This is a genomic window from Pseudoalteromonas caenipelagi, from assembly GCF_013140855.1.
In the GTDB taxonomy this organism is placed as follows: Bacteria; Pseudomonadota; Gammaproteobacteria; order Enterobacterales; family Alteromonadaceae; genus Pseudoalteromonas; species Pseudoalteromonas caenipelagi.
In genome coordinates this window covers 658,363-677,502 of sequence record NZ_JABBPG010000001.1, presented here as the reverse complement: position 1 = coordinate 677,502, position 19,140 = coordinate 658,363, and the positions used below count along the sequence as shown (strand labels likewise).

Below are 19,140 nucleotides of genomic sequence, written 5' to 3'. Positions count from 1 at the left end.
TTATGCAACCACATATTTATGATCAAATCAGGGCAGAGCATCCTGATTATTACCAAAAGTTTGATGCCAACAAGCAGTACGAACAAATTTTGTTTCGTGCCGGGAAAGGCTTGCAAAGCAGAGAACTCAACGATGTACAACAGCAATTGAACCACCAAGTTAAAGGTGTTGCAGATGCCTTGCTTAAAGATGGCAATATTGTCTCAGGTGGTGGTGTTAAAGTTGAGCAAGATAATAATGGCGCACGCGCCAAACTTGCTGCCGCTTCAGTATATATTCGCGGTGCGGTAAGGCCAATCCCTGAGAAGACGCTTGAGTTAGATATCAGTAAAGATGCAGTGATAGGCGTATTGTTAGAAAGTACCGTTATCACTGAAGAACACGATGTTGACTTGCGAGACCCGGCAGGCGAAGGCTCGCCAACAGTGCATCATAACTTCAACGAAGCAGGCGCGGCGCGTTTACAAGTAACTGGCCGCTGGAGCCTGTTAGAAGGTGCACACACTGTCAGCACAGAGTTTTACCCTGTGTATCAAATCAATCAGGGGGTGTTGGAAATAAAAGAAGCGCCTCCACAGGTAGATTCTATTTCGAGCGCATTAGCGCGTTATGATAGAGAGTCTAATGGTGGTAACTACGTCGTAGAAGGTTTGGGCCTACACTACATTAAAACCGATAATGGCCAACAACACTTCAGCTTACAATCAGGCAAAGCGCATATTGCTGGGTTTGAACTAAGTTACGCAATGGCTTTGCCAGTGACGCTACCAGCAAACCCTGATGTGCAGGTGATTGGTGCTGAAAAAACAAGCCTTGTACCAGTTGTTGTAGAAGGCCGCGAAGAGCTTTGGGCTAAAGTTGATTTTCCGCCTCTAAAACAAGTCAACCGCGCAAGTATAGATATTCGCACCACAAGTAGCTTAACCAGAGAGGCAGGGCAACTTCGTGATAAAAGCTTTCACAATACAGGCGTCACTCATATTGAAAAAGTTGAGTATAACGAGATTGAATATATTGAAGGCCAAGACTTCAAGCAAGAAGACAATCACATTGTTTGGTTGCTAGATGGTCCAAAAGAGCGACCGCCAGCGGGCAGTAGCTATCAAGTGACCTATGTGTATTCTCGAGTTGTTAATACCAAAGAGCAAACCTTAAATAGCTTTAGAATTGATACATCGGATATAGGCGCTGACGAAACGATTCTTACTGAAGAAATTGAAATGGATTATCAGAGGTTTAACCCTCGGATTGATTTATTTGTAATGACCAAGCAAGGCGTTGTTGAGCGAATTAAAGGTGCATCTTCACTTGAATACCCCCAGCCGCCAGCAGCGCCAGAGCAGCACTTACCTTTGGCATATGTGTATCAAGTATGGGATGGCACGGCTCCGCGGATTGAGTCGGTGGCTATTCAAGCGCTTAGCATGCTGGACTTGCAAAATATGCAGCATCAAATTCGCGATTTATATCAACTGCTTGCTATTGAGCGTTTGCGAAACGATGCCAATTCGCAAGAATCAGCAAGCAAATATGGTGTGTTTGTTGACCCATTTTTAGACGACGACTTACGTGACCAAGGGCTTGAGCAAAATGCGGCCATTATTGATGGTGAGCTTACGTTGCCAATTACGCCTAAAGTTGAGGCGCTTGATGCGCAGCAAACGCAATTACTGCCTTATGAACTAGAGGATGTACTTACTCAGCCTAAACGCACGGGCTCAATGAAGGTCAATCCTTATCAAGCATTTGAACCTGTTCCTGCACAAGTGACATTAACACCGAATGTTGATCACTGGACAGTGACCCGCCAACGTTGGAGTAGCCCTATCACACGCCGCTTTATACGGGGTGGCGGTTTGGTTCGGCGCATTGTGACACGGGTGGATACACAGCGCGTGGGAGTACAAACCCAACAAGCAGAGTTTTTACGCCAAAGAACCGTGCATTTTACGATCACAGGGTTTGGAAAATATGAGGAACTAGACAGGGTGTTGTTTGATGGCATTGAATTAACGCCGGAGGAAGCTTGATGATTAAAGCAAATGAAAGAGGGGAGTTATCGGGTCGATTTACTATTCCCGCACAAACGATCCCTGCTGGTGAAAAAACCGTGGTGTTTCAAGGCAAGGGTGAAAATGGTTCACAAGGGTTTGCAACGTATACCGGCAGTGGGCAAATTCGTACCGAAACTTTGGCACAAGTAACAACCATTACCACGCAACGTTTTGACCCGCTAGCACAAACATTTACTTTGCAACAAAGCCGCTTTATTGCGGCAGTTGAATTGTATTTTACAGCCAAGGGTGAGCAGTCGGTGCAAGTACAAATACGTGAGGTAGTACAAGGTATACCCACACAAACTGTACTGGCGCAAAGCCGAGTTGGCAGTGATGACATTTCTTTAGACGCAGCCACGTTATTTGCCTTTACCCCTGTATTTTTACAAGCGGGACAGGAATACGCCATCGTGGTGCTGACCGATGGTGCCGAGCATGAGGTTGCAATTGCTGAGCTTGGTCAATTTGACCAGCAATATGGTTGGGTAACCAGCCAGCCGTATCAAGTTGGGGTTTTATTGTCATCAAGCAATGCCAGCACCTGGACACCGCATCAAAGCAAAGACCTAACCTTTAGATTAAAAGCTGCCAAGTTTACCGAGCAAACACACAGCGTGAACCTAGGTAGCGTTAATGCTCAAAGCGTTAGCGACCTAATGGCATTAGCGGTAGTGCAGCGACCAAGTTCGCAAACGGATGTGGACTTTACCTTTAAAGTGGCTGGTAGCAATGAGATTTTGGCAAAAGTGCAAGAGTGGTCACCACGTCAGCTTAAGCAAAAGCTTATTAACAAGCAATTGAATGTAACGGCTAACCTATCGGGCAGCGAGTTACTCAGCCCGGTATTATTTGCAGGCAGCCAGTGTGCATTGGGTGATGTTGAGCAAAGCGCTGACTACATCACCCGGGAGATAAGTTGTCACAGTGGCGGACAATTTACCGTGAGTTTTGATGCAGTACTTGAAGGTGCCGCAGCGGTTGAAGTGTACTTGTTAGATGATGAACAGCCCGAGCCTATTTTGCTCCCCCTGAGTAAATCTTCGGTCAGCGAAGGAGGTTGGCAGCAATTTGACTATGTGCACACTTTTAGCGAAGGCACCAATACGCCAGATGAAAGCTTGTTAAAGCGAGTACGACTGAAATTGGTATTACGTGGCACTGAAGCCAACCGCCCAAGAGTGAAAAACTTACGGGCATTCTCAACCTAAGGAGTCAGCATGAGTGTTGAAATAAACACCCCCCATCGTGACTACCCTCTTCCTCATCAAAGCAATTTACTTGAACAAGATGTACTAAGGCTAATTCAAGCGCTTACGCAAATTGATGTGGATGTTGATAATCAGCAACAAGGGTTAACCCAGTTACAAACCATGCTTGAGCAACAAGGAAAAAGTGGCGATGCCAATTTGGCCGAGCTTAAAGCCCTTTTAAATCAGCAACAAGCTGCTCACCACGAGCACCACCGCAAGCAAAAACTCAATCACCTTTTAGGTGAAACCATCTACCCACTTTAAGAGGACATTATGGCAACGATAAATAACGCCATTCAGGAAATGGTCGACCATCTGGTCGACAAAATGCGTAGCAATGAAAAGCTAACGGCAGAAGAGCAAACCCTAGTTAGCAACGCCATTCAAAAGCTCTCAAGTAGCGCCAATTTAGAAGCCGCATTAGTCGCTGTGGCAGAAGAGCATTTGGATGAGGCGACAGGTCACCTAACCAGCGCCAGTGATATTGTTAAAGAGTTACAAGCTAAATTACTTGAGCAAAGTGATAACTTAGGGTTGCTACCGGAGCTTGAGACTAAGTTTAATGAAATCACATCAAGCTTAGTGACCAATGTTGCTAACACCTTAGCTGATCTGCCTAAACAGCTCATTGATCCAACTTATAAGTTGGGTGAGCCCGAGTTTAGATTGGATTATTATGATAATACTACCTCAAGTATTTTTAAATCGAGTGACGGCTACGGGGTATATAACTCGATTAACTTGGTCAACTATGATGAGAGTACTTTCTGTGGTTACTATGACGCCGGAAGTCAAACAAAAGCAGCAAATCCTGCAACGATAGTGTTAATTGAAGCCGATGGAACGGTTTCGAAAGCTGTTCAACCCTCTTCTATTAGTTCTTTAAATGGTGCAGACAGACTTGGTATACTGGTCTTGCCAAGTAATCATACGGCGTTATTTACGTTTGCTCCTAGCACTAAAGAGTTAACTATATATAAGGCAAATAGCTTTACTGTGGAATCAGTGCAAGAAACTGATTATTTCAAAATTTATCAAGACAAAGCATCTAAATCGTTATTTACTGTTGATGCTGGTATTTTACATGAATTTGATGGGACTCGTTGGGTACAAAAAACAGAGCATGTTTTTAGTAACGAAAGTCAGTTCGAAAGCTGGGCGATTACTCATCAGTTATTACCACTGCATGAGCAAACAATATTACCAAAGGCGAGTTCGGAACAAATCAGTAATGATTTACGAGGTTTCGGCCACGCTCATGACTGTTTGCTTGTAAAACGTCCTCAGATTCAATTGGAAGTAGCATTGCACCAAGGACGTTACTCACAAATCCCATTGGTTGGTGAGCAAAAGTTAGTAAAGTATAATCAATCGATACTTACTCATGCCACGAATAGTTACCCATATACGAAGAGCTTTAAAAGTAGAGTTCTGTTGCCTGCCATGAATTTACCAATAAAGGCTACTTTAGAGTCTGTGGCACCATCCAATGATTATAACTCTAATAATTCGGTATATCATGGTCATGGTAATCCTTATATTGTTGGGTATTCACCTATTCATAATGCTTTGTTAGTTAGTCAATATTTTAGATTTCTCACTCCGACAGGTAGTGCGTTTACACAACAAGCTTGCCGCGTTTACTTTGCTTAAGGAGCCTTTATGTTTAATTGGAGCAACACAAAACACGCCATCTATTTGCATGGCACGTATTTACTGACGCACCCTGAATCGGGTGAACGTTGGGAATCAAAACAACAAGCGCAGCTTTGGTATATGGAATATGAGGCTCAAGAACAAGCGCGCGAAGAAGAGCTTGCGCAACGAGCCACGCCTGAGCTTAAAACGGTTACGTTGCAAGCTGTTGAAGGTGCGTTAAAAATACCAAGCAATTTCGAGTCGTTGGATGCGATTAAAGTGACTGTGGCTGAAGGGCAGAATGTCACTTTAACAGGGCTGTTGGATATTGCCGATGAGTCATTCTTGGTGCCTGTACTTCGTGATGATGGCCGCCGTGTGTATTTTCCTATTGAAGTACAAAATGGTCAGTTTAGTGCGACGTTTAATTTCCCGACATCGGGTCGTTTCGAAGTGTCTTCAACACTGCTCAATGAAGAGTTTACACAGCCACGCTTTAGTGCCAGCAATATTACCTTTTATGTAATAAGGCAGGCGCAAACAGTTGCCTGATGTTAGATTCTGACCTACGTCAGAATGACGGAGGTGTGTTTTAAATATTAACTTCAGGTCAGTATTGACCTGTTTTAAACGCTATAAATCAGTAAGATACACATAAGCTGATTAATTAACTCAGTTGAGCTTCTCAACCGAGCTTCTCAACCGAGTTTCTCAACCGAGTTTCTCAACCGAGTTTCTCAACCGAGTTTCTCAACCGAGTTTCTCAACCGAGTTAACACAGTTGTATTCCCATCTTTGAGTTCTTGGCCTACCTACTTGGGTAGGCCTTTTTTATTTGGGGTATCGAGTTTCAAAACGACTATAGCCTTCCTGAACTTGGTTGTTTGTCATCCTGAACTGGTTTCAGGATCTTCTAGCACTCAGCACTGGTTGTAAAAACTAACGAGATTCTGACCTGAGTCAGAATGATGGGGTGTTTGTTACCCTGAACTTGGTTGTTTTGTCTTCCTGAACTTGGTTGTTTGTCATCCCGAATTGGTTTCAGGATCTTCTAGCACCCAGCACTGGTTGTTAAAACTAACGAGATTCTGACCTGCGTCAGAATGACGGGGGTTTGTAACCCTGAATTTGGTTGTTTTGTCATCCTGAACTTGGTGGTTTGTCATCCTGAACTGGTTTCAGGATCTTCTAGCCCCCAGCACTGGTTGCTAAAACTAACGAGATTCTGACCTGCGTCAGAATGACGGGGTGTTTGTTACCCTGTACTTGGTTGTTTTGTCTTCCTGAACTTGGTTGTTTGTCATCCAGAATTGGTTTCAGGATCTTCTAGCACCCAGCACTGGTTGCTAAAACTAATGAGATTCTGACCTGCGTCAGAATGACGGGGTGTTTGTTACCCTGTACTTGGTTGTTTTGTCTTCCTGAACTGGTTTCAGGATCTTCTAGCACCCAGCACTGGTTGTTAAAACTAATGAGATTCTGACCTGCGTCAGAATGATGATAGTGAGTTTTAATTCTTTTTCTCAGGTCAGCATTGACCTGTTTTAAATCATAAAATTCAGTAAGATACACATATACTGAATGATTAACTAAATGCTTAAACACGAGCATTTACTATAACAGTTCCATTATCCAACCAATTAGCCCGCTTGATTCAAGTGGGCTTTTTTATTGGCCGTCAGAGGTGCATATGCGCGTTTTTAATTTATTAGATATGTCTAAGGTGCCATTACCTGACACCATTACTGAGCTGGATTTTGAGCAAAAGCTATCACAGCTTAAACAAAAGTTAGTTGAGCAATACCCACAGTATAAAGATGCCCTTACTTTAGAGTCGGAGCCTATACTGGTGTTGCTTGAAATGATGGCGTATCAACAAACGCTGTTCGATAGCAAATTAAATAACGCCATTAAAGGCAATATGTTAGCAAGCGCTACTGGTAATGATTTAGAAGCGATTGCTGCAAGGTACAATTTAGATAGACAAGCAGATGAATCAGATGAGCGCTTTCGCCGCCGTGTTCAAATGGTGTTTGAAGGGCTCAATACCGCAGGTAGTAAACAAGCCTATCAATTTCATGCTTTATCGGCAGACTCTCGGGTAAAAGACGTTTATGTAACCAGCCCTGAGCCTTGTGATATCCACCTCACCATTTTAAGTCATGAGCAAGATGGTGTGCCGTCAGATGATTTGCTCAATACCTTGTATAAACACTTTGGATTAAAAAGTGATGGCAGCCTAGCAAAAGATGCGTCAAAGGTACGCCCACTGGGTGATAGGGTTACGATTTCTGGTCCACAGCTAAAAAGCTTTGATTTAGAGGTGTCGATAAATATTGCACCTGGACCTGCTGCATCAGTAGTAGAGCAAACCGTCAGAGCCGCGCTTGCGCAGTATTTGGCTCAGCAAAGCATGTTAGGTCGAGATATCAACCAAATGGGACTGTTTGCAGCGCTTAATCAACCGGGTATTGAAAGTGGCCAAATTATCAGCCCATCAGAGGATATTGTGGTGGCCGCGAATGAGGTGGCTGTTTGCAACAGCATCAAAGTCAATACGCAAGTGGCTGTGGAGGAGTAAATGGATAACTTTGCTAACTTACCCAAGTTACTGCCCAGCAATGCCAGCAAATTACAACAAGCACTCACGCAGTTATTAACCTATCCAGATCAGACTCAGCTTTTACATGATATTTGGCATCCACAAAAGTGCCCGGCACAGTTATTACCATGGCTGGCGTGGTCGCTGTCGGTGGATGATTGGCATGATGCATGGAGCGAAAAAAATAAACGCCAAGTGATTGCTGATGCATTTGAAGTACATCGTTATAAAGCCACGCCATACGCACTTGAAAAAGCCCTTGATAGTTTGGGCATTGAAACTGACATTCAAGAGTGGTGGCAAAGCGAAGACGCACAGCGTGGCACGGTGGTGGTACAGGCGCTCGTGAATCAAAACCTAGACACCAACGCGCAGGGCCTGCTTACCAAAGCGATGTTGCAGCAGGTTAAACGCATTGTAGAGACAGCCAAACGCGCATCAGTGCATGTTGAAGTGCAACTGGGCATTTCTTTAAAAGAACAATTTGGAACCGGGTTGTTTAGTGGTGCAGGGATTGGACTTGCCAGCAAGGATGGGGCATTTAACGGCGTACACCCCGATGATGGAGCGTTATTCTCGGGGGCTTTTTTGGGGGCCAAACAAGGCGTTGGGGCAAGCGATAAACAGGCTCAGTTTGAGGGCGTTAGACCCAACGGTTCAAACGGGTTTTTAGTGGCAGGTTTTGGCGCTAAGGCAGGCATTGCAGCGATTGATAACGATGCGCAGTTTAAAGGTATAAAGCCTGCAAGCTCAACAGCTGCATTGGGCTGTGCGTTGGCAGGTAAAAGCGCAATAGCAAACTGCGAATATCAGGCTGCGTGGTTAGGGGTAAAGCCAGAACCTGCAGCAATCTCACAAGGTATTGCGGCTTTGCTTACACGTATTCAATTTAATCATTTAACTTTACAAGGAGCGACTTAATGTCAGCACTTACCTTGCAATTTACCCAAGCAGGTTTAAATGCGCTACTTAGCGCAACTCACCGAGGCTTTAAAGGCAAAATTAGTCATATGGCTTTTGGTGATGCAGCCTATACACCAAGCAAAACACAAACCGCATTAAAAGGCGAAAAAGAGCGTGTTGCCATTGTTGATACTGACTACAGTGATGGTGAAACCAGCGAGCTAAAAATTGCTGCTAAGTTTGATGCGCCGTTAGAATATGCGATTCGTGAAATCGGTGTTTATATCGAGTCACCAGATGACACAGGAGAGCTTATTTTACTGGGCGTGTATTCACAACCAGATACCACCCTTGGCTACCGCACACCCGATGTAAAAGTATTGCAGTGGTTGACCTTATCACTGGCACAAATACCGTCTAACAGTGTTGAAGTGAAAGTGGGGGTTGATAACCTCAATATTATTGTCGACAGAGAATTGGCCGATATGGCAATGGTGCAATTGAACACCATGCAGCGCCAAGTTGAGCAAGAGTTTCGTATCGTAGCGCTTGAGCAAGCTTAAAGGGCCGATTTTAAATCTTTTTTAGAGGTCAGAGTTGACCTGTTTTAAATCATAAAATTCAGTAAGATACACATACACTGAACGATTAACCCAAAGCTTTGAAGTAAGCTGAAAATGACCCTGAAACAAGTTCAGGGTGACGTTGTTTAGGATGACGAATATGGCGCACCCGTCGTCATCCTGACGCAGGTCAGGATCTCTAAGCCTAATTACACGTTTTTGCATTGCAAACCGGCAAACAAAATACTTATTTTACATAAGGAATACCCATGTCAGAACAAGATAAAACCATGACGCAGCGGTTGACCGATGTGGTCACCGCCGCCAACGGCTTAACCCAAACAGTACAAGATAAAATCGGCGAGATTAATAGTACAGTGTCGGCGAAAATGGTTGAAGTAGATACAAAAGTTACTTCGGCTGAAAATGCTTTCGATACGTGGAAAGAATCACTAGTCGAAAACATTAATGGAATAAATGTCTATAAACAAGGAAATGTAAAGCGTTTTACATTTGCAACAACACTGGGTAATGGTGGTTGGACTGGTGATGCGGATGGTCCAGACTCGGATTATCCATACTGCAATAATCCACAACCACCTTATTATATCAACATGTTGGAGTTTCTACCTTCGGTTGTTCATTCGGGATATGGGACTGGTGGCGACTTTTTCAAAATTGAGTTTTTGATGACTCACCGAGGAATGTTTGCTTCTGATGGGTATACAGACCATTTAATATTTACAGGAACCTCTTTTAATGACTCTGTGGCTGGTCAGCTAGAAGTTAAGAAGGTTGCTAATGATAAGTCTGTGTCAATTTTTATTTCTGAGCCAGAGAATCCTGAAAAGGAAATTCTACTGACAAATGAGTTAGAAGGAACGACCATTCCAGTTTTATTTAGAGCAATTAATCAAGGTTATGATAATGGCATAGCAAGGGTATCTCTTAAAGTTGATACGCGGCAACACTGTGGCTCTACTAGGGCAATCTCGGTAGATACACATTACACATCTCTAAATGGACAACCGTCAGCGAATCGCATTACACAAGAAAAACCTCATTGGGAGAGCTAATCATGGAATCACAAGTATCCGATTTTGAAAACCAAATGCCCGCAGAGCAATTGTTAGCAGAAAGTAAGTGGGCAACGGTCAAAGCTATTCGCGATGCACATTTAAAAGCAACAGACTGGGTTGTGGTAAAACATCAAGAAGTGGGAGAGGCTTTACCTGAAGAGTTTGTAGCTTACCGCCAAGCACTTCGCGATATACCACAAACATTCGATAACCCAGACGAAGTAGTGTGGCCACAAAAGCCAGCTATTTAACCCTCTTCGGGCACATCGTCCGCCGTTAATCCTACAGCCTCTCTTTTTTGAGCGCTGAGCATTTTATCAGAGAATCACTATGAATCATCGCAGTACCCTAGTTGAAAAGGTGCTTGAGTACCTGACGTCTGGATTACAAGGTATGGCTCAAGTTGGCCATATTAAACACACCTTGCCGTATCCAGATTTAACGCAAGTGGCGCAGCTTTGTGTCACGCTGATATCAGAACGTCAAGCCAGTGAGTTGCAAAGTACCGGTAGCGCTTCAGGCGTTACCTATGGGCCTACGTCTAACAAGAACCTCAGCCCAAACCCACTCGATAGAAGAGTGCTAAAGCTGCAACTAGACATAGAAGCGGAAGATGCCGATAGCATCGCGCTACTTAAGCGTTTGGACACTGTGATTGATACGGGTGAAGCCTTGATGCAGGCAGACGGTGTGCCCGTTCCTTGGCAGCATTTTGTTGCCAAAGACAGCGAATTTGCTTTTACCAAGCAAAGCGACTCAATGATAGGCAAAGCCAAGCTAGTTTGGGAGTTTTACTATCAGGTGGAGCCGCCAGAAGAGTTGCCGGGGCCAACCATTACCGACGTGTATTTAGGCCCACAAGGGGGCGAGCATCATCATGTGGCAACCGTCAATGCTGAAGGTGAAGTGGTGATTGCGGAGGTGGATAATGTTGGCTAATTCGCTGCAAAGTAATCTAGCACAGGCTGATATGCAAAGCCGTTTGGCAAAGCTGATATCGCTTGGCACTGTGAATGAGGTGGATTACGAAACAGCCAAGGTACGGGTCAAAATTGGTGATTGGCTCACCACTTGGTTGCCATGGCTAACCAATCAAGCGTTTAACGATATGACTTGGCAAGCGCCCGAAGTGGGCGAACAAGTGATGGTATTAGCTCCCTGTGGCGACTTAGCCCAAGGTGTGGTACTCGGCAGTGTGTATCAAAAAGCGCATAACATCGACAAAGTGGTGAGTGATGTTGCCAAGGAAGAGCGTATTAATGTACAGCGCACCAAGTACCAAGATGGTTCAATGCTCGAGTATGACCGCAACAAGCACCAATACTTAATTGATGTTAAGCAAGATACCGCGGTAATTAAACTCAAGTCAGCCAAAGACATTATTTTAGAAGCAGACAACGACCTAAACGTGATTGTGAAAAACAACGCCAATGTCACGGTAACGGAAAACGCCACCATTACTGTTGAAAACGGGGACGCCAGTTTAACCACTAATACGGGGAGCATTTCTGTGACGGCAACGGATGCACTTAACCTCAAAGGTGATGTGGTCAATATTGAATCTACAGGTGGCAACGTGGCTGTTAAAGCAGCGGCAACACTTAAGCTTAATGGTAGCCACATTAGTGCGCAGGAGTAACTTATGCCAGCAATTTCATTGGATGGACATATTACTAATGTGCACGTTGGTTTTTTACCTGGCAGTGCCAGCGCCACGCAAAGTAAGTTTACAGTAGCAGGCAAGTCTGCTTTACGTGAAGGCGACTCAATAAGTACACACAGCATGATAGCTGACCCTAAACAAAAGCACATTGGTAAAAAAATATCTCAAGGTGCTGGCAGTTTTTCAATCGCGGGTAAAGCCGTCGCAAGAATAGGCGACCCAACAAATTGCGGTGGAAAAATGATGTTAGGCGAGGGCAGCTTTACCGTTGGCGGTTAGTAAGGAGGGCCAAGCATGATTGGCATGAATGCACAAACAGGCCGACCTCTTTCTGGGGTTGAGCATTTAAAACAAAGTATACGCGATATAGTCACCACGCCGCTCGGTAGTCGAGTAATGCGCCGTGACTATGGCTGTGGTTTATTCGACTTGCTCGACAGACCCTTTTCTACCTCTTTGGTTGGGGACATTACACTCGCCATTTCTGAAGGATTAGAAAAGTGGGAGCCACGTTTTCGCCTAGAGTCGGTAGCAGTACAACCTGCTGGTAGCGGAAAATTATCAATTGATATTAATGGTCTTTACTTAATTAACGGCGAGCCCGTGTTAATTGAAGGCATTCAAGTTTAAACACAACAAACTGGGCTTAACCTCCCAATTATTTTTTAAATCTTAAACCACGCTTTGCGTGGTTTTTTTGTTTCTAACTGACATACCCTTAAAGGAGAATCATATGTCACAATTTCTACATGGTGTAGAGGTGATCGAGGCGCAATCAGGCACTCGTCCAATCAAAACAGTAAAAAGCTCAGTAATTGGTGTTATTGGTACAGCACCAGCTGCAGATGCAGATAAATTTCCACTTAATACACCTGTATTAATTGCAGGTAAACGAGCTGAAGCCGCACCTTTAGGTACAGAAGGTACACTACCAGCAGCAATGGATGGTATTTTTGACCAAGCTGGTGCAGTGGTTGTAGTTGTACGTGTTGAAGGTGCTGATGAAGCTGCAATTATGTCTAACATGGTTGGTGGCGTTGCTGCAGATGGTACTTACGAAGGTGTACAGGCATTCTTAGGTGCAGAGTCAGTACTGGGTGTTACACCGCGTATTTTAGTAGCGCCAGGTTATGCACATCAACGTCCTGAGGGCAATGCAAATCCAGTTGTTAAAGAAATGATTGGCGTTGCTGAACGTCTACGTGCCGTAATTATCGCAGACGGCCCTAACACAAATGATGATGACGCTAAAGCGTACCGTGCTGACTTTGGCTCTCGTCGTGTATTTGTAGTTGACCCTGGCGTTAAGGTATTCAAAGACGGTAATTCAGTTGTTGAGCCTGCCAGTGCGCGTGTAGCGGGTATGATTGCAAAATCTGACAACGACCGTGGTTTTTGGTGGAGCCCAAGCAACACTAACATGAATGGTGTTATTGGCACAGCACGTCCAATTGACTTCCAGTTAGGCGATGCTAGCGCTCGCGCTAACCTACTAAACGAAAAAGAAGTGGCGACGATTATCCGTCAAAACGGCTTTAAACTGTGGGGTAACCGTACCTGTTCTGATGACCCTAAATGGGCGTTCCTATCAGTCGTTCGTACTGCGGACATGATCAACGACTCACTACTACGTGCTCATATGTGGGCGGTTGACCGTAACATCACGAAAACCTACATCGAAGATGTAACGCAAAGCGTGCAGTCTTACCTTGATTCATTAAAAGCACAAGGTGCGATTTTAGGTGGTCAAATTTGGGCGGATGAAGACCTAAATACCCCTGAAAACATTCAAGCAGGTAAAGTGTTCTTTAGTTTTGATTTTACACCACCAACACCGGCTGAGCACATCACCTTCAAGAGCATTCTAACCAACAACTACCTAGAGGAAATCGTATAATGGCAATGTCTCCTAAAATCTTAAAAAAATTCAAGTTATTCGTTGATGGTAAGGGCTACTTAGGTATTGCTGACGAAATCACTTTACCAAAAGTAACGGTTAAAACTCGTGAAGTAACATCGGGTTTCCAAGCACCTATTGAGCTTGATGTGGGTCAGCTTGAAAAGCTTGAAGGTTCAGTAACTTTACTTGAGTACAACGCTGACATGATGAAGCTACTAGGTGACTGGAGTGGTAAAACAACACCACTTACAGCGCGTGGTGCAATTCAAGCACAAGGTGAAGAGCCTGTACCAGTTAAAGTAACACTTGAAGGCTTCTTCAAAGAAGTTGAGATGGGTAACTGGAAAGATGGCGAAGAAGCAAAACTAACGCTTCAATACGCGGTTCAAAAGTACAAACTTGAAATTGGTCAAGATGTTATCTACGACATCGACCTATACAACGACACGCGTATCATTAACGGTAAAGATCAAATGGCACTACTACGTGCTGCAATTGGAGCGTAATAAATTATGACAGATATCATTAAACTAAACTTCCCAGTAACGGTCGACGCGCATGAGTATGCCCAACTGACAATGAGACGACCAAAAGTACGTGACCGTTTAATGGTGGACAAAACAGATTTGAGTGAGTCAGAGAGTGAGATTCGCTACTTTGCAAATCTGTGTGAAGTTTCTCCAGACGTAATCGAAGAATTAGACTGGAGTGACTTTGTCAAATTACGCGAGAAGCTACAGGCTTTTCTCGTATCCCGCCCAAGCGTTTAAAAGCCATGGTTATTGCCCTGGCTAAATATACTGGGTGGGGCTTAAGCGAGCTCAACGCGCTGACTGAACCTGAACTATGTGAATGGTTTGAGGCAGCCGTAGATTATAAACAATCAACTGAGTCAAACTAAGGTTTGTCTCAGTTTATAAAGGCAGGTTTTTATCTTAGTACCGATCATGTTTAGGTTCTGAAATGATCCTGAAACAAATTCAGGATGACGAACTATGACTCCGCAATCCTGACCCTGATTTCCGTCATCCTGACGAAGGTCAGGAGCTATTCGGTATTGAGCTTTAACCTGCCTTTTTTTGTACTGCAAATAATATTAATGAAGTGCTATTTGCAGTACAAAACCAACTTCAATGACCTCTACGAAGGTTAAACAACATCACGCCTGTTTGCTCCAGTTAAAACGCTTTTAACAACACATGCATTTCCAACACAGGCACGTCGCTCATTTCTTTGTATTTCCTAGGTATTGCTATGAAAAATCAGGACGCTTCTGATCAAATTCGCCCTCAAGCTGTGGGCGCTTCAACTGCGCAGGGAACTGCCCAAAATAAGGTGAAAAATAAGCTGCCAAACGTTCAGCCATATGAAGACATTAGCGCCAGTGCTGCATTGCTTGGACAGGTAATAGCACAGCTTCAAAATGAAGCACTTGCGTTTGATAGCAAGCCGCTTGAATCATTACTAGGCTTGTTATCGCAGTTTAATGTGGATGAACTGTTGGCCGAACATGTGTCGCAGCTGCGTAATTACTTGCTTGACCTTAATGCAACGCTTGTAGAGCAAACGAGTGTTATACCAAAAGGTGATAATCTTGCATTGGCAACTTCGACATCCGCCGGGGGGGCAACTGGTAGCAGCGCAAAAATTGAGAGTAGTTTGCTCAATACGCAAGAGTCAGCTGTACGACAACTTGCTACACAAAGTGTGATGCGCGATAGCTTGTCATCGGTGCAGTTCAGCACAGCCAACTTACTTAATGCCATTGATGTTTCATCATTGGATGAGAGTTTTACGCAACTAAATTGGTCGATTGGTGCGGTTGAAAACGCCATACTTGGACTGGGTAAAGACTTACCCAAGCGTTTTGAGCAAGGCGTTGGTAATGCTATTCGTGGCTTGCTTAATACGGTAGCGAGCTTAAAAGTTGTTAATGTTAAGTCTGTACAGCAGCAGATCACGGTAAATAACCAATTGGCGCTCAAGCCAAAAGGCAAACAGACGCAGCCAAGTAAAGATAAAATAGGCTTGTCTGATACTTTGCAAGACGCTGCACCATCGGTCAGCGCGCTCGCGCCAAAAAACACTTCAAAAAAGCGGGTAAAACCGCAAGCGAAACGTCAGAGCACAAATGGCAAGGGCGCAAGGCGCAACAAGCAGCCAGTGCCATTAAAGGTAACCAAGTTAAAGCATAACAAAACTAAAAATACCGCTGTCAGTAAATATAAGCAACCAGCGGCAACACCAGTCAATGCACTTAATCAGCTGGATATACAAAGCCTTACTGAAGGGGACCTATCATCCATAATTGACTTAGCTCCTGAGGTTTTAGAAGCGGCCAACCTAAAAGGCCCAGCTAAAGCATTAAAAACCGCGTTACCAGCGCTGAAGCAGTTGGATATGCAAGGTATCGCCAGTGGCGATATTTCCTCAATACTGGATACCGCACCAGATTTAATGGCAGCGGCAAACCTAAAAGGTCCTGCAAAGGCATTAAAAACCGCGTTACCAGCGCTGAAGCAGTTGGATATGCAAGGTATTGCCAGCGGCGATATTTCCTCAATACTGGATGCCGCACCGGGTTTAATGGAAGCGGCTAACCTAAAAGGCCCTGCAAAGGCGTTAAAAACAGCGTTACCAGCGCTGAAGCAGTTGGATATGCAAGGTATCGCCAGTGGCGATATTTCATCAATACTGGATGCCGCACCGGGTTTAATGGAAGCGGCGAACTTTAAAGGTCCAGCCAAGGCTTTAAAAACCGCGTTACCAGCGCTGAAGCAGTTGGATATGCAAGGTATCGCCAGTGGCGATATCTCCTCAATACTGGATGCCGCACCGGGTTTAATGGAAGCAGCCGACTTTAAAGGTCCTGCCAAGGCTTTAAAAACCGCGTTACCAGCATTAAAGCAGTTGGATATAAAAGGGATCATGGATGGCGACTTGCAGTCTTTGCTTAAGGCTGCACCTGATTTACTGAACTCTTTTGGTTTTGGCGATGCAGCCTCTGTGCTTAAAAAACATGGCGCTGCAATTGGTAAGCTCGACTTTAAAGGCATTTTAAACGGCGATTTATCGTCGGTAGGAGATGCTGCCACTGAGTTTCTCTCTAGTTTAGGGGGAGATGAGGAGCAAGCGCCTAAGAAAAAACAGCGTAAAAAACGTACTCGAAACCGTAAAGGTAAACGCGGTGGTGCTCAACGTAAGCACACTCAATATCGTAGTAATAACAAACCTTGGGCTAAAGAAGGTCGTGATGTTACCCAAGCCAAACCAAAAGCAAAGGCAAAATCAGCAAAGCCTGCGTTAAAAGTATTGGATGGTGGCTTGAATGAGCAACCTAAAAAGCAAACAGCCAACAAACCAACTAAGTCTTCACCTAAGCAGTCGGTTAAGCAAGTCAGTAAACTGAAGTTGGGTAAGGGTATGGCCGCGAACGACCCCATTTTTGGCAAAATGAATAAGCCAAAATTTAAAGCGGGTGGTTTATTTAAAGGCCTTGCGCGTAGCCCAATAGCAAAAACACTCGGTAGATTTACTGGGCCATTGCGCAGCATTATGGGCGCAGCAGATATGGCTTCTACGCTTGCCGATGATAGTTTAAGCAAACGTGAAAAGTCGCAGCAAATTGGTACTGCTGCGGGTGGCATAGGTGGTGCCATGGCGGGCGCAGCAGCGGGTGCAGCTATAGGCTCTATCATTCCGGGTGTTGGTACCCTGATCGGTGGTGCGATAGGCGGTGCTATTGGTTCGTTTGGTGGTGAATCACTAGGTGGGTTTTTAGGTGACTGGTTTGGTAGCAAACTTGAAGATGACAAACCAACATCATCACAGGCAAGTAACACTGCGGATAATACATCAACAAGCACACAGAGCCAGCCTGCATTATTAGCTAATGCACAACCTTTGAGTATTGGCAAAGTAGATCAAACGTTGGGCCGGCCTGCTGCGAATGACGCTCTTGTTAAGTCAGTTGCTAGCAACACACAGAAAACAAGTGAGACTAGCAATAACTTACGTAGCTCGCAGCTGCAAAACACATCCAGTCAAAGTGCTTCAGTTCAAAGTACAGCGAATAATTCGCAACAAACACAACCGACGAATGCTTCAAGCATATTTGGCAATATTTTAAGTTTAGCGGGTAATGTGCTCGGTCCTGTGGGGGCAATCACAGGCACTATTATGGCTACGCAGCCAAAAGCTAACAAGCCGGGTAGTGTGGTTAGTAAAATGGCGAATGCAACGGGGATCCTTGGTCATGTTGTAAATGGTCTTAGTATCCTTAATACGGCTAACAATGATGCTTTATCTGCCAAAGAAAAAGCGCAGTCGATTGGTGAAACGGGAGGTAGTTGGTTAACAGGTGAACTGATCTCACGCTCTTTAGGTAAATCTAAAAACCCAAGAGTTGCAGCTGTAGCACCGTTACTGAGCTTTTTTGGTAGTACTGTTGCAGGCAAGATGACCGGTGGGGTTAGCGGGTGGTTTAGCGAGAAGGTATTGGGTAAAGAGCAAGCCAATGCTAAAGCGGATACTCAGCTGGCCACAGCGTCTCAAGGTGCAGCATTATTGTCACCCAAACTTGAGAATGACCCTAATGCATTGCATGAGATAACCAAAAAGGATCAAACATCATCTTCTTCGCAACCGAATGTAAACAGCAGTGTAGCCGTTAATGCCAACATTACGGTTAATGCTACGCCTGAGATGTCGGCAGTCGATATTGCTGAACAAATCAAACAAGTGCTTGAGCAAAAGCAGCAACAAGCACAGCGCGATATGCGCCTAAGATATATTGACGAGGTAGCCTAATGGCAAAAGTAAGTAGCGCATCGCACATGATGCAACTGGGTGATTACAAATTCTCAGTCAGCAGTGCCGCTTTTAGTAAATTAAGTTACGAAACGGAATATCGTTGGAAAGCCCAAGACTCGCAAACCGAAAAAAATAGCCCGGTACAGCAGTTCATTGGTGTCGGCAGGCAAAGTATAAATCTTGATGGGACCATCTATCCACAATTGGTTGAAGGTGGCCTTGTGCAGGTTGACAAAATGCGTGCGGAGGCTGCCAAAGGCAAGCCTTTGACTTTAGGGTACGTTGAAGAAAGTGGTAAATCGAGCCCATCGGTAGGACGTGTGATGGGTAAATGGATCATCAAGTCGATTAACGAAGAACGTAAGCTTTTTTTAAACGACGGTATTCCAAGAGAAATCCAATTTCAAATGACTTTAGAGAGCTATGACGGCAATACAAAGTAACGAGGTGAATACGATGAATGGTGTTACCTATATTACCCGCGATGGTGACTGTTTAGACAATATCTGCTGGCGTCATTATGGACGCAGCAGCGACATGGTAGAAATGGTATTAGAAGCCAACCATGGTTTGGCAGAACTTGGCGCGATTTATAAAGAAAATATTGAAATATTCTTGCCCGAAGTGATTGAAAAACCAATTGCGCAAAACGTAATCAATATTTGGGATTGAG

The 19,140-nt window shown here is 44.5% G+C and carries 20 protein-coding genes; all 20 read left to right on the top strand.

The genetic code is table 11. The features are described 5' to 3' along the window. The first annotated feature begins 2 nt into the window (after window positions 1–2). The 20 genes from HG263_RS02900 to HG263_RS02805 all read left to right on the top strand — a co-directional run bounded on the left by HG263_RS02900 (window position 3) and on the right by HG263_RS02805 (window position 19,139). Window positions 3–2,030 (top strand): DUF4815 domain-containing protein, encoded by a 2,028-nt coding sequence (locus tag HG263_RS02900; protein WP_171624566.1) that lies wholly within the window; start codon window positions 3–5, stop codon window positions 2,028–2,030. Further along, window positions 2,030–3,265: a hypothetical protein gene (locus HG263_RS02895; protein ID WP_171624565.1), complete on the top strand. Its 1,236-nt coding sequence runs from the start codon at window positions 2,030–2,032 to the stop codon at window positions 3,263–3,265. The genes HG263_RS02900 and HG263_RS02895 overlap by 1 nt, the downstream gene beginning before the upstream one ends. Before the next feature lie 9 nt (window positions 3,266–3,274). Continuing rightward, complete coding sequence (locus HG263_RS02890) at window positions 3,275–3,571, top strand: hypothetical protein (RefSeq protein WP_171624564.1); 297 nt, start codon at window positions 3,275–3,277, stop codon at window positions 3,569–3,571. Between the two features lie 9 nt (window positions 3,572–3,580). Beyond that, entirely contained in the window at window positions 3,581–4,960 is a 1,380-nt protein-coding gene (locus HG263_RS02885) for a hypothetical protein (protein ID WP_171624563.1), read from the top strand. Window positions 4,961–4,969: 9 nt separating this feature from the next. After that, a complete protein-coding gene (locus HG263_RS02880) occupies window positions 4,970–5,497 on the top strand; it encodes a hypothetical protein (RefSeq protein ID WP_171624562.1) in 528 nt (175 codons plus the stop codon). 1,138 nt (window positions 5,498–6,635) lie between these two features. After that, a complete protein-coding gene (locus HG263_RS02875; protein WP_171624561.1) occupies window positions 6,636–7,526 on the top strand; it encodes a baseplate assembly protein in 891 nt (296 codons plus the stop codon). Next, window positions 7,527–8,468 (top strand): phage tail protein I, encoded by a 942-nt coding sequence (locus HG263_RS02870; protein ID WP_171624560.1) that lies wholly within the window; start codon window positions 7,527–7,529, stop codon window positions 8,466–8,468. It abuts the gene before it with no gap. Next, the gene (locus HG263_RS02865; RefSeq protein ID WP_171624559.1) at window positions 8,468–9,013 is read left to right on the top strand and encodes a phage tail-collar fiber domain-containing protein; all 546 of its coding nucleotides are present in this window, start codon (window positions 8,468–8,470) and stop codon (window positions 9,011–9,013) included. Before HG263_RS02870 ends, HG263_RS02865 begins: the two co-directional genes overlap by 1 nt. 269 nt (window positions 9,014–9,282) lie before the next feature. Then, a complete protein-coding gene (locus HG263_RS02860) occupies window positions 9,283–10,089 on the top strand; it encodes a hypothetical protein (RefSeq protein ID WP_171624558.1) in 807 nt (268 codons plus the stop codon). 2 nt (window positions 10,090–10,091) lie between these two features. Further along, window positions 10,092–10,343, top strand: coding sequence for a tail fiber assembly protein (locus HG263_RS02855; protein ID WP_171624557.1), 252 nt, complete (start codon window positions 10,092–10,094; stop codon window positions 10,341–10,343). A gap of 79 nt (window positions 10,344–10,422) precedes the next feature. Beyond that, on the top strand, window positions 10,423–11,031 hold the full coding sequence (locus tag HG263_RS02850; RefSeq protein WP_171624556.1) for a hypothetical protein: 609 nt from the start codon (window positions 10,423–10,425) through the stop codon (window positions 11,029–11,031). After that, complete coding sequence (locus HG263_RS02845; protein WP_171624555.1) at window positions 11,021–11,731, top strand: phage baseplate assembly protein V; 711 nt, start codon at window positions 11,021–11,023, stop codon at window positions 11,729–11,731. The genes HG263_RS02850 and HG263_RS02845 overlap by 11 nt, the downstream gene beginning before the upstream one ends. A 3-nt stretch (window positions 11,732–11,734) precedes the next feature. Then, window positions 11,735–12,034: a PAAR domain-containing protein gene (locus HG263_RS02840; protein WP_171624554.1), complete on the top strand. Its 300-nt coding sequence runs from the start codon at window positions 11,735–11,737 to the stop codon at window positions 12,032–12,034. 15 nt (window positions 12,035–12,049) lie between these two features. Next, entirely contained in the window at window positions 12,050–12,385 is a 336-nt protein-coding gene (locus HG263_RS02835) for a GPW/gp25 family protein (RefSeq protein ID WP_171624553.1), read from the top strand. 103 nt (window positions 12,386–12,488) lie between these two features. Then, window positions 12,489–13,652 carry a phage tail sheath subtilisin-like domain-containing protein gene (locus HG263_RS02830; RefSeq protein ID WP_171624552.1) on the top strand — a complete coding sequence of 388 codons (1,164 nt, stop codon included), beginning with the start codon at window positions 12,489–12,491 and terminating at the stop codon, window positions 13,650–13,652. Further along, window positions 13,652–14,161 carry a phage major tail tube protein gene (locus HG263_RS02825; RefSeq protein WP_152086226.1) on the top strand — a complete coding sequence of 170 codons (510 nt, stop codon included), beginning with the start codon at window positions 13,652–13,654 and terminating at the stop codon, window positions 14,159–14,161. Before HG263_RS02830 ends, HG263_RS02825 begins: the two co-directional genes overlap by 1 nt. Before the next feature lie 6 nt (window positions 14,162–14,167). After that, entirely contained in the window at window positions 14,168–14,425 is a 258-nt protein-coding gene (locus HG263_RS02820; protein WP_171624551.1) for a phage tail assembly protein, read from the top strand. A gap of 484 nt (window positions 14,426–14,909) precedes the next feature. Further along, the gene (locus tag HG263_RS02815) at window positions 14,910–18,464 is read left to right on the top strand and encodes a hypothetical protein (RefSeq protein WP_171624550.1); all 3,555 of its coding nucleotides are present in this window, start codon (window positions 14,910–14,912) and stop codon (window positions 18,462–18,464) included. Further along, on the top strand, window positions 18,464–18,910 hold the full coding sequence (locus HG263_RS02810) for a phage tail protein (RefSeq protein ID WP_171624549.1): 447 nt from the start codon (window positions 18,464–18,466) through the stop codon (window positions 18,908–18,910). Before HG263_RS02815 ends, HG263_RS02810 begins: the two co-directional genes overlap by 1 nt. Then, window positions 18,891–19,139 (top strand): tail protein X, encoded by a 249-nt coding sequence (locus tag HG263_RS02805; protein ID WP_246239855.1) that lies wholly within the window; start codon window positions 18,891–18,893, stop codon window positions 19,137–19,139. Before HG263_RS02810 ends, HG263_RS02805 begins: the two co-directional genes overlap by 20 nt. Window position 19,140 lies beyond the last annotated feature (1 nt).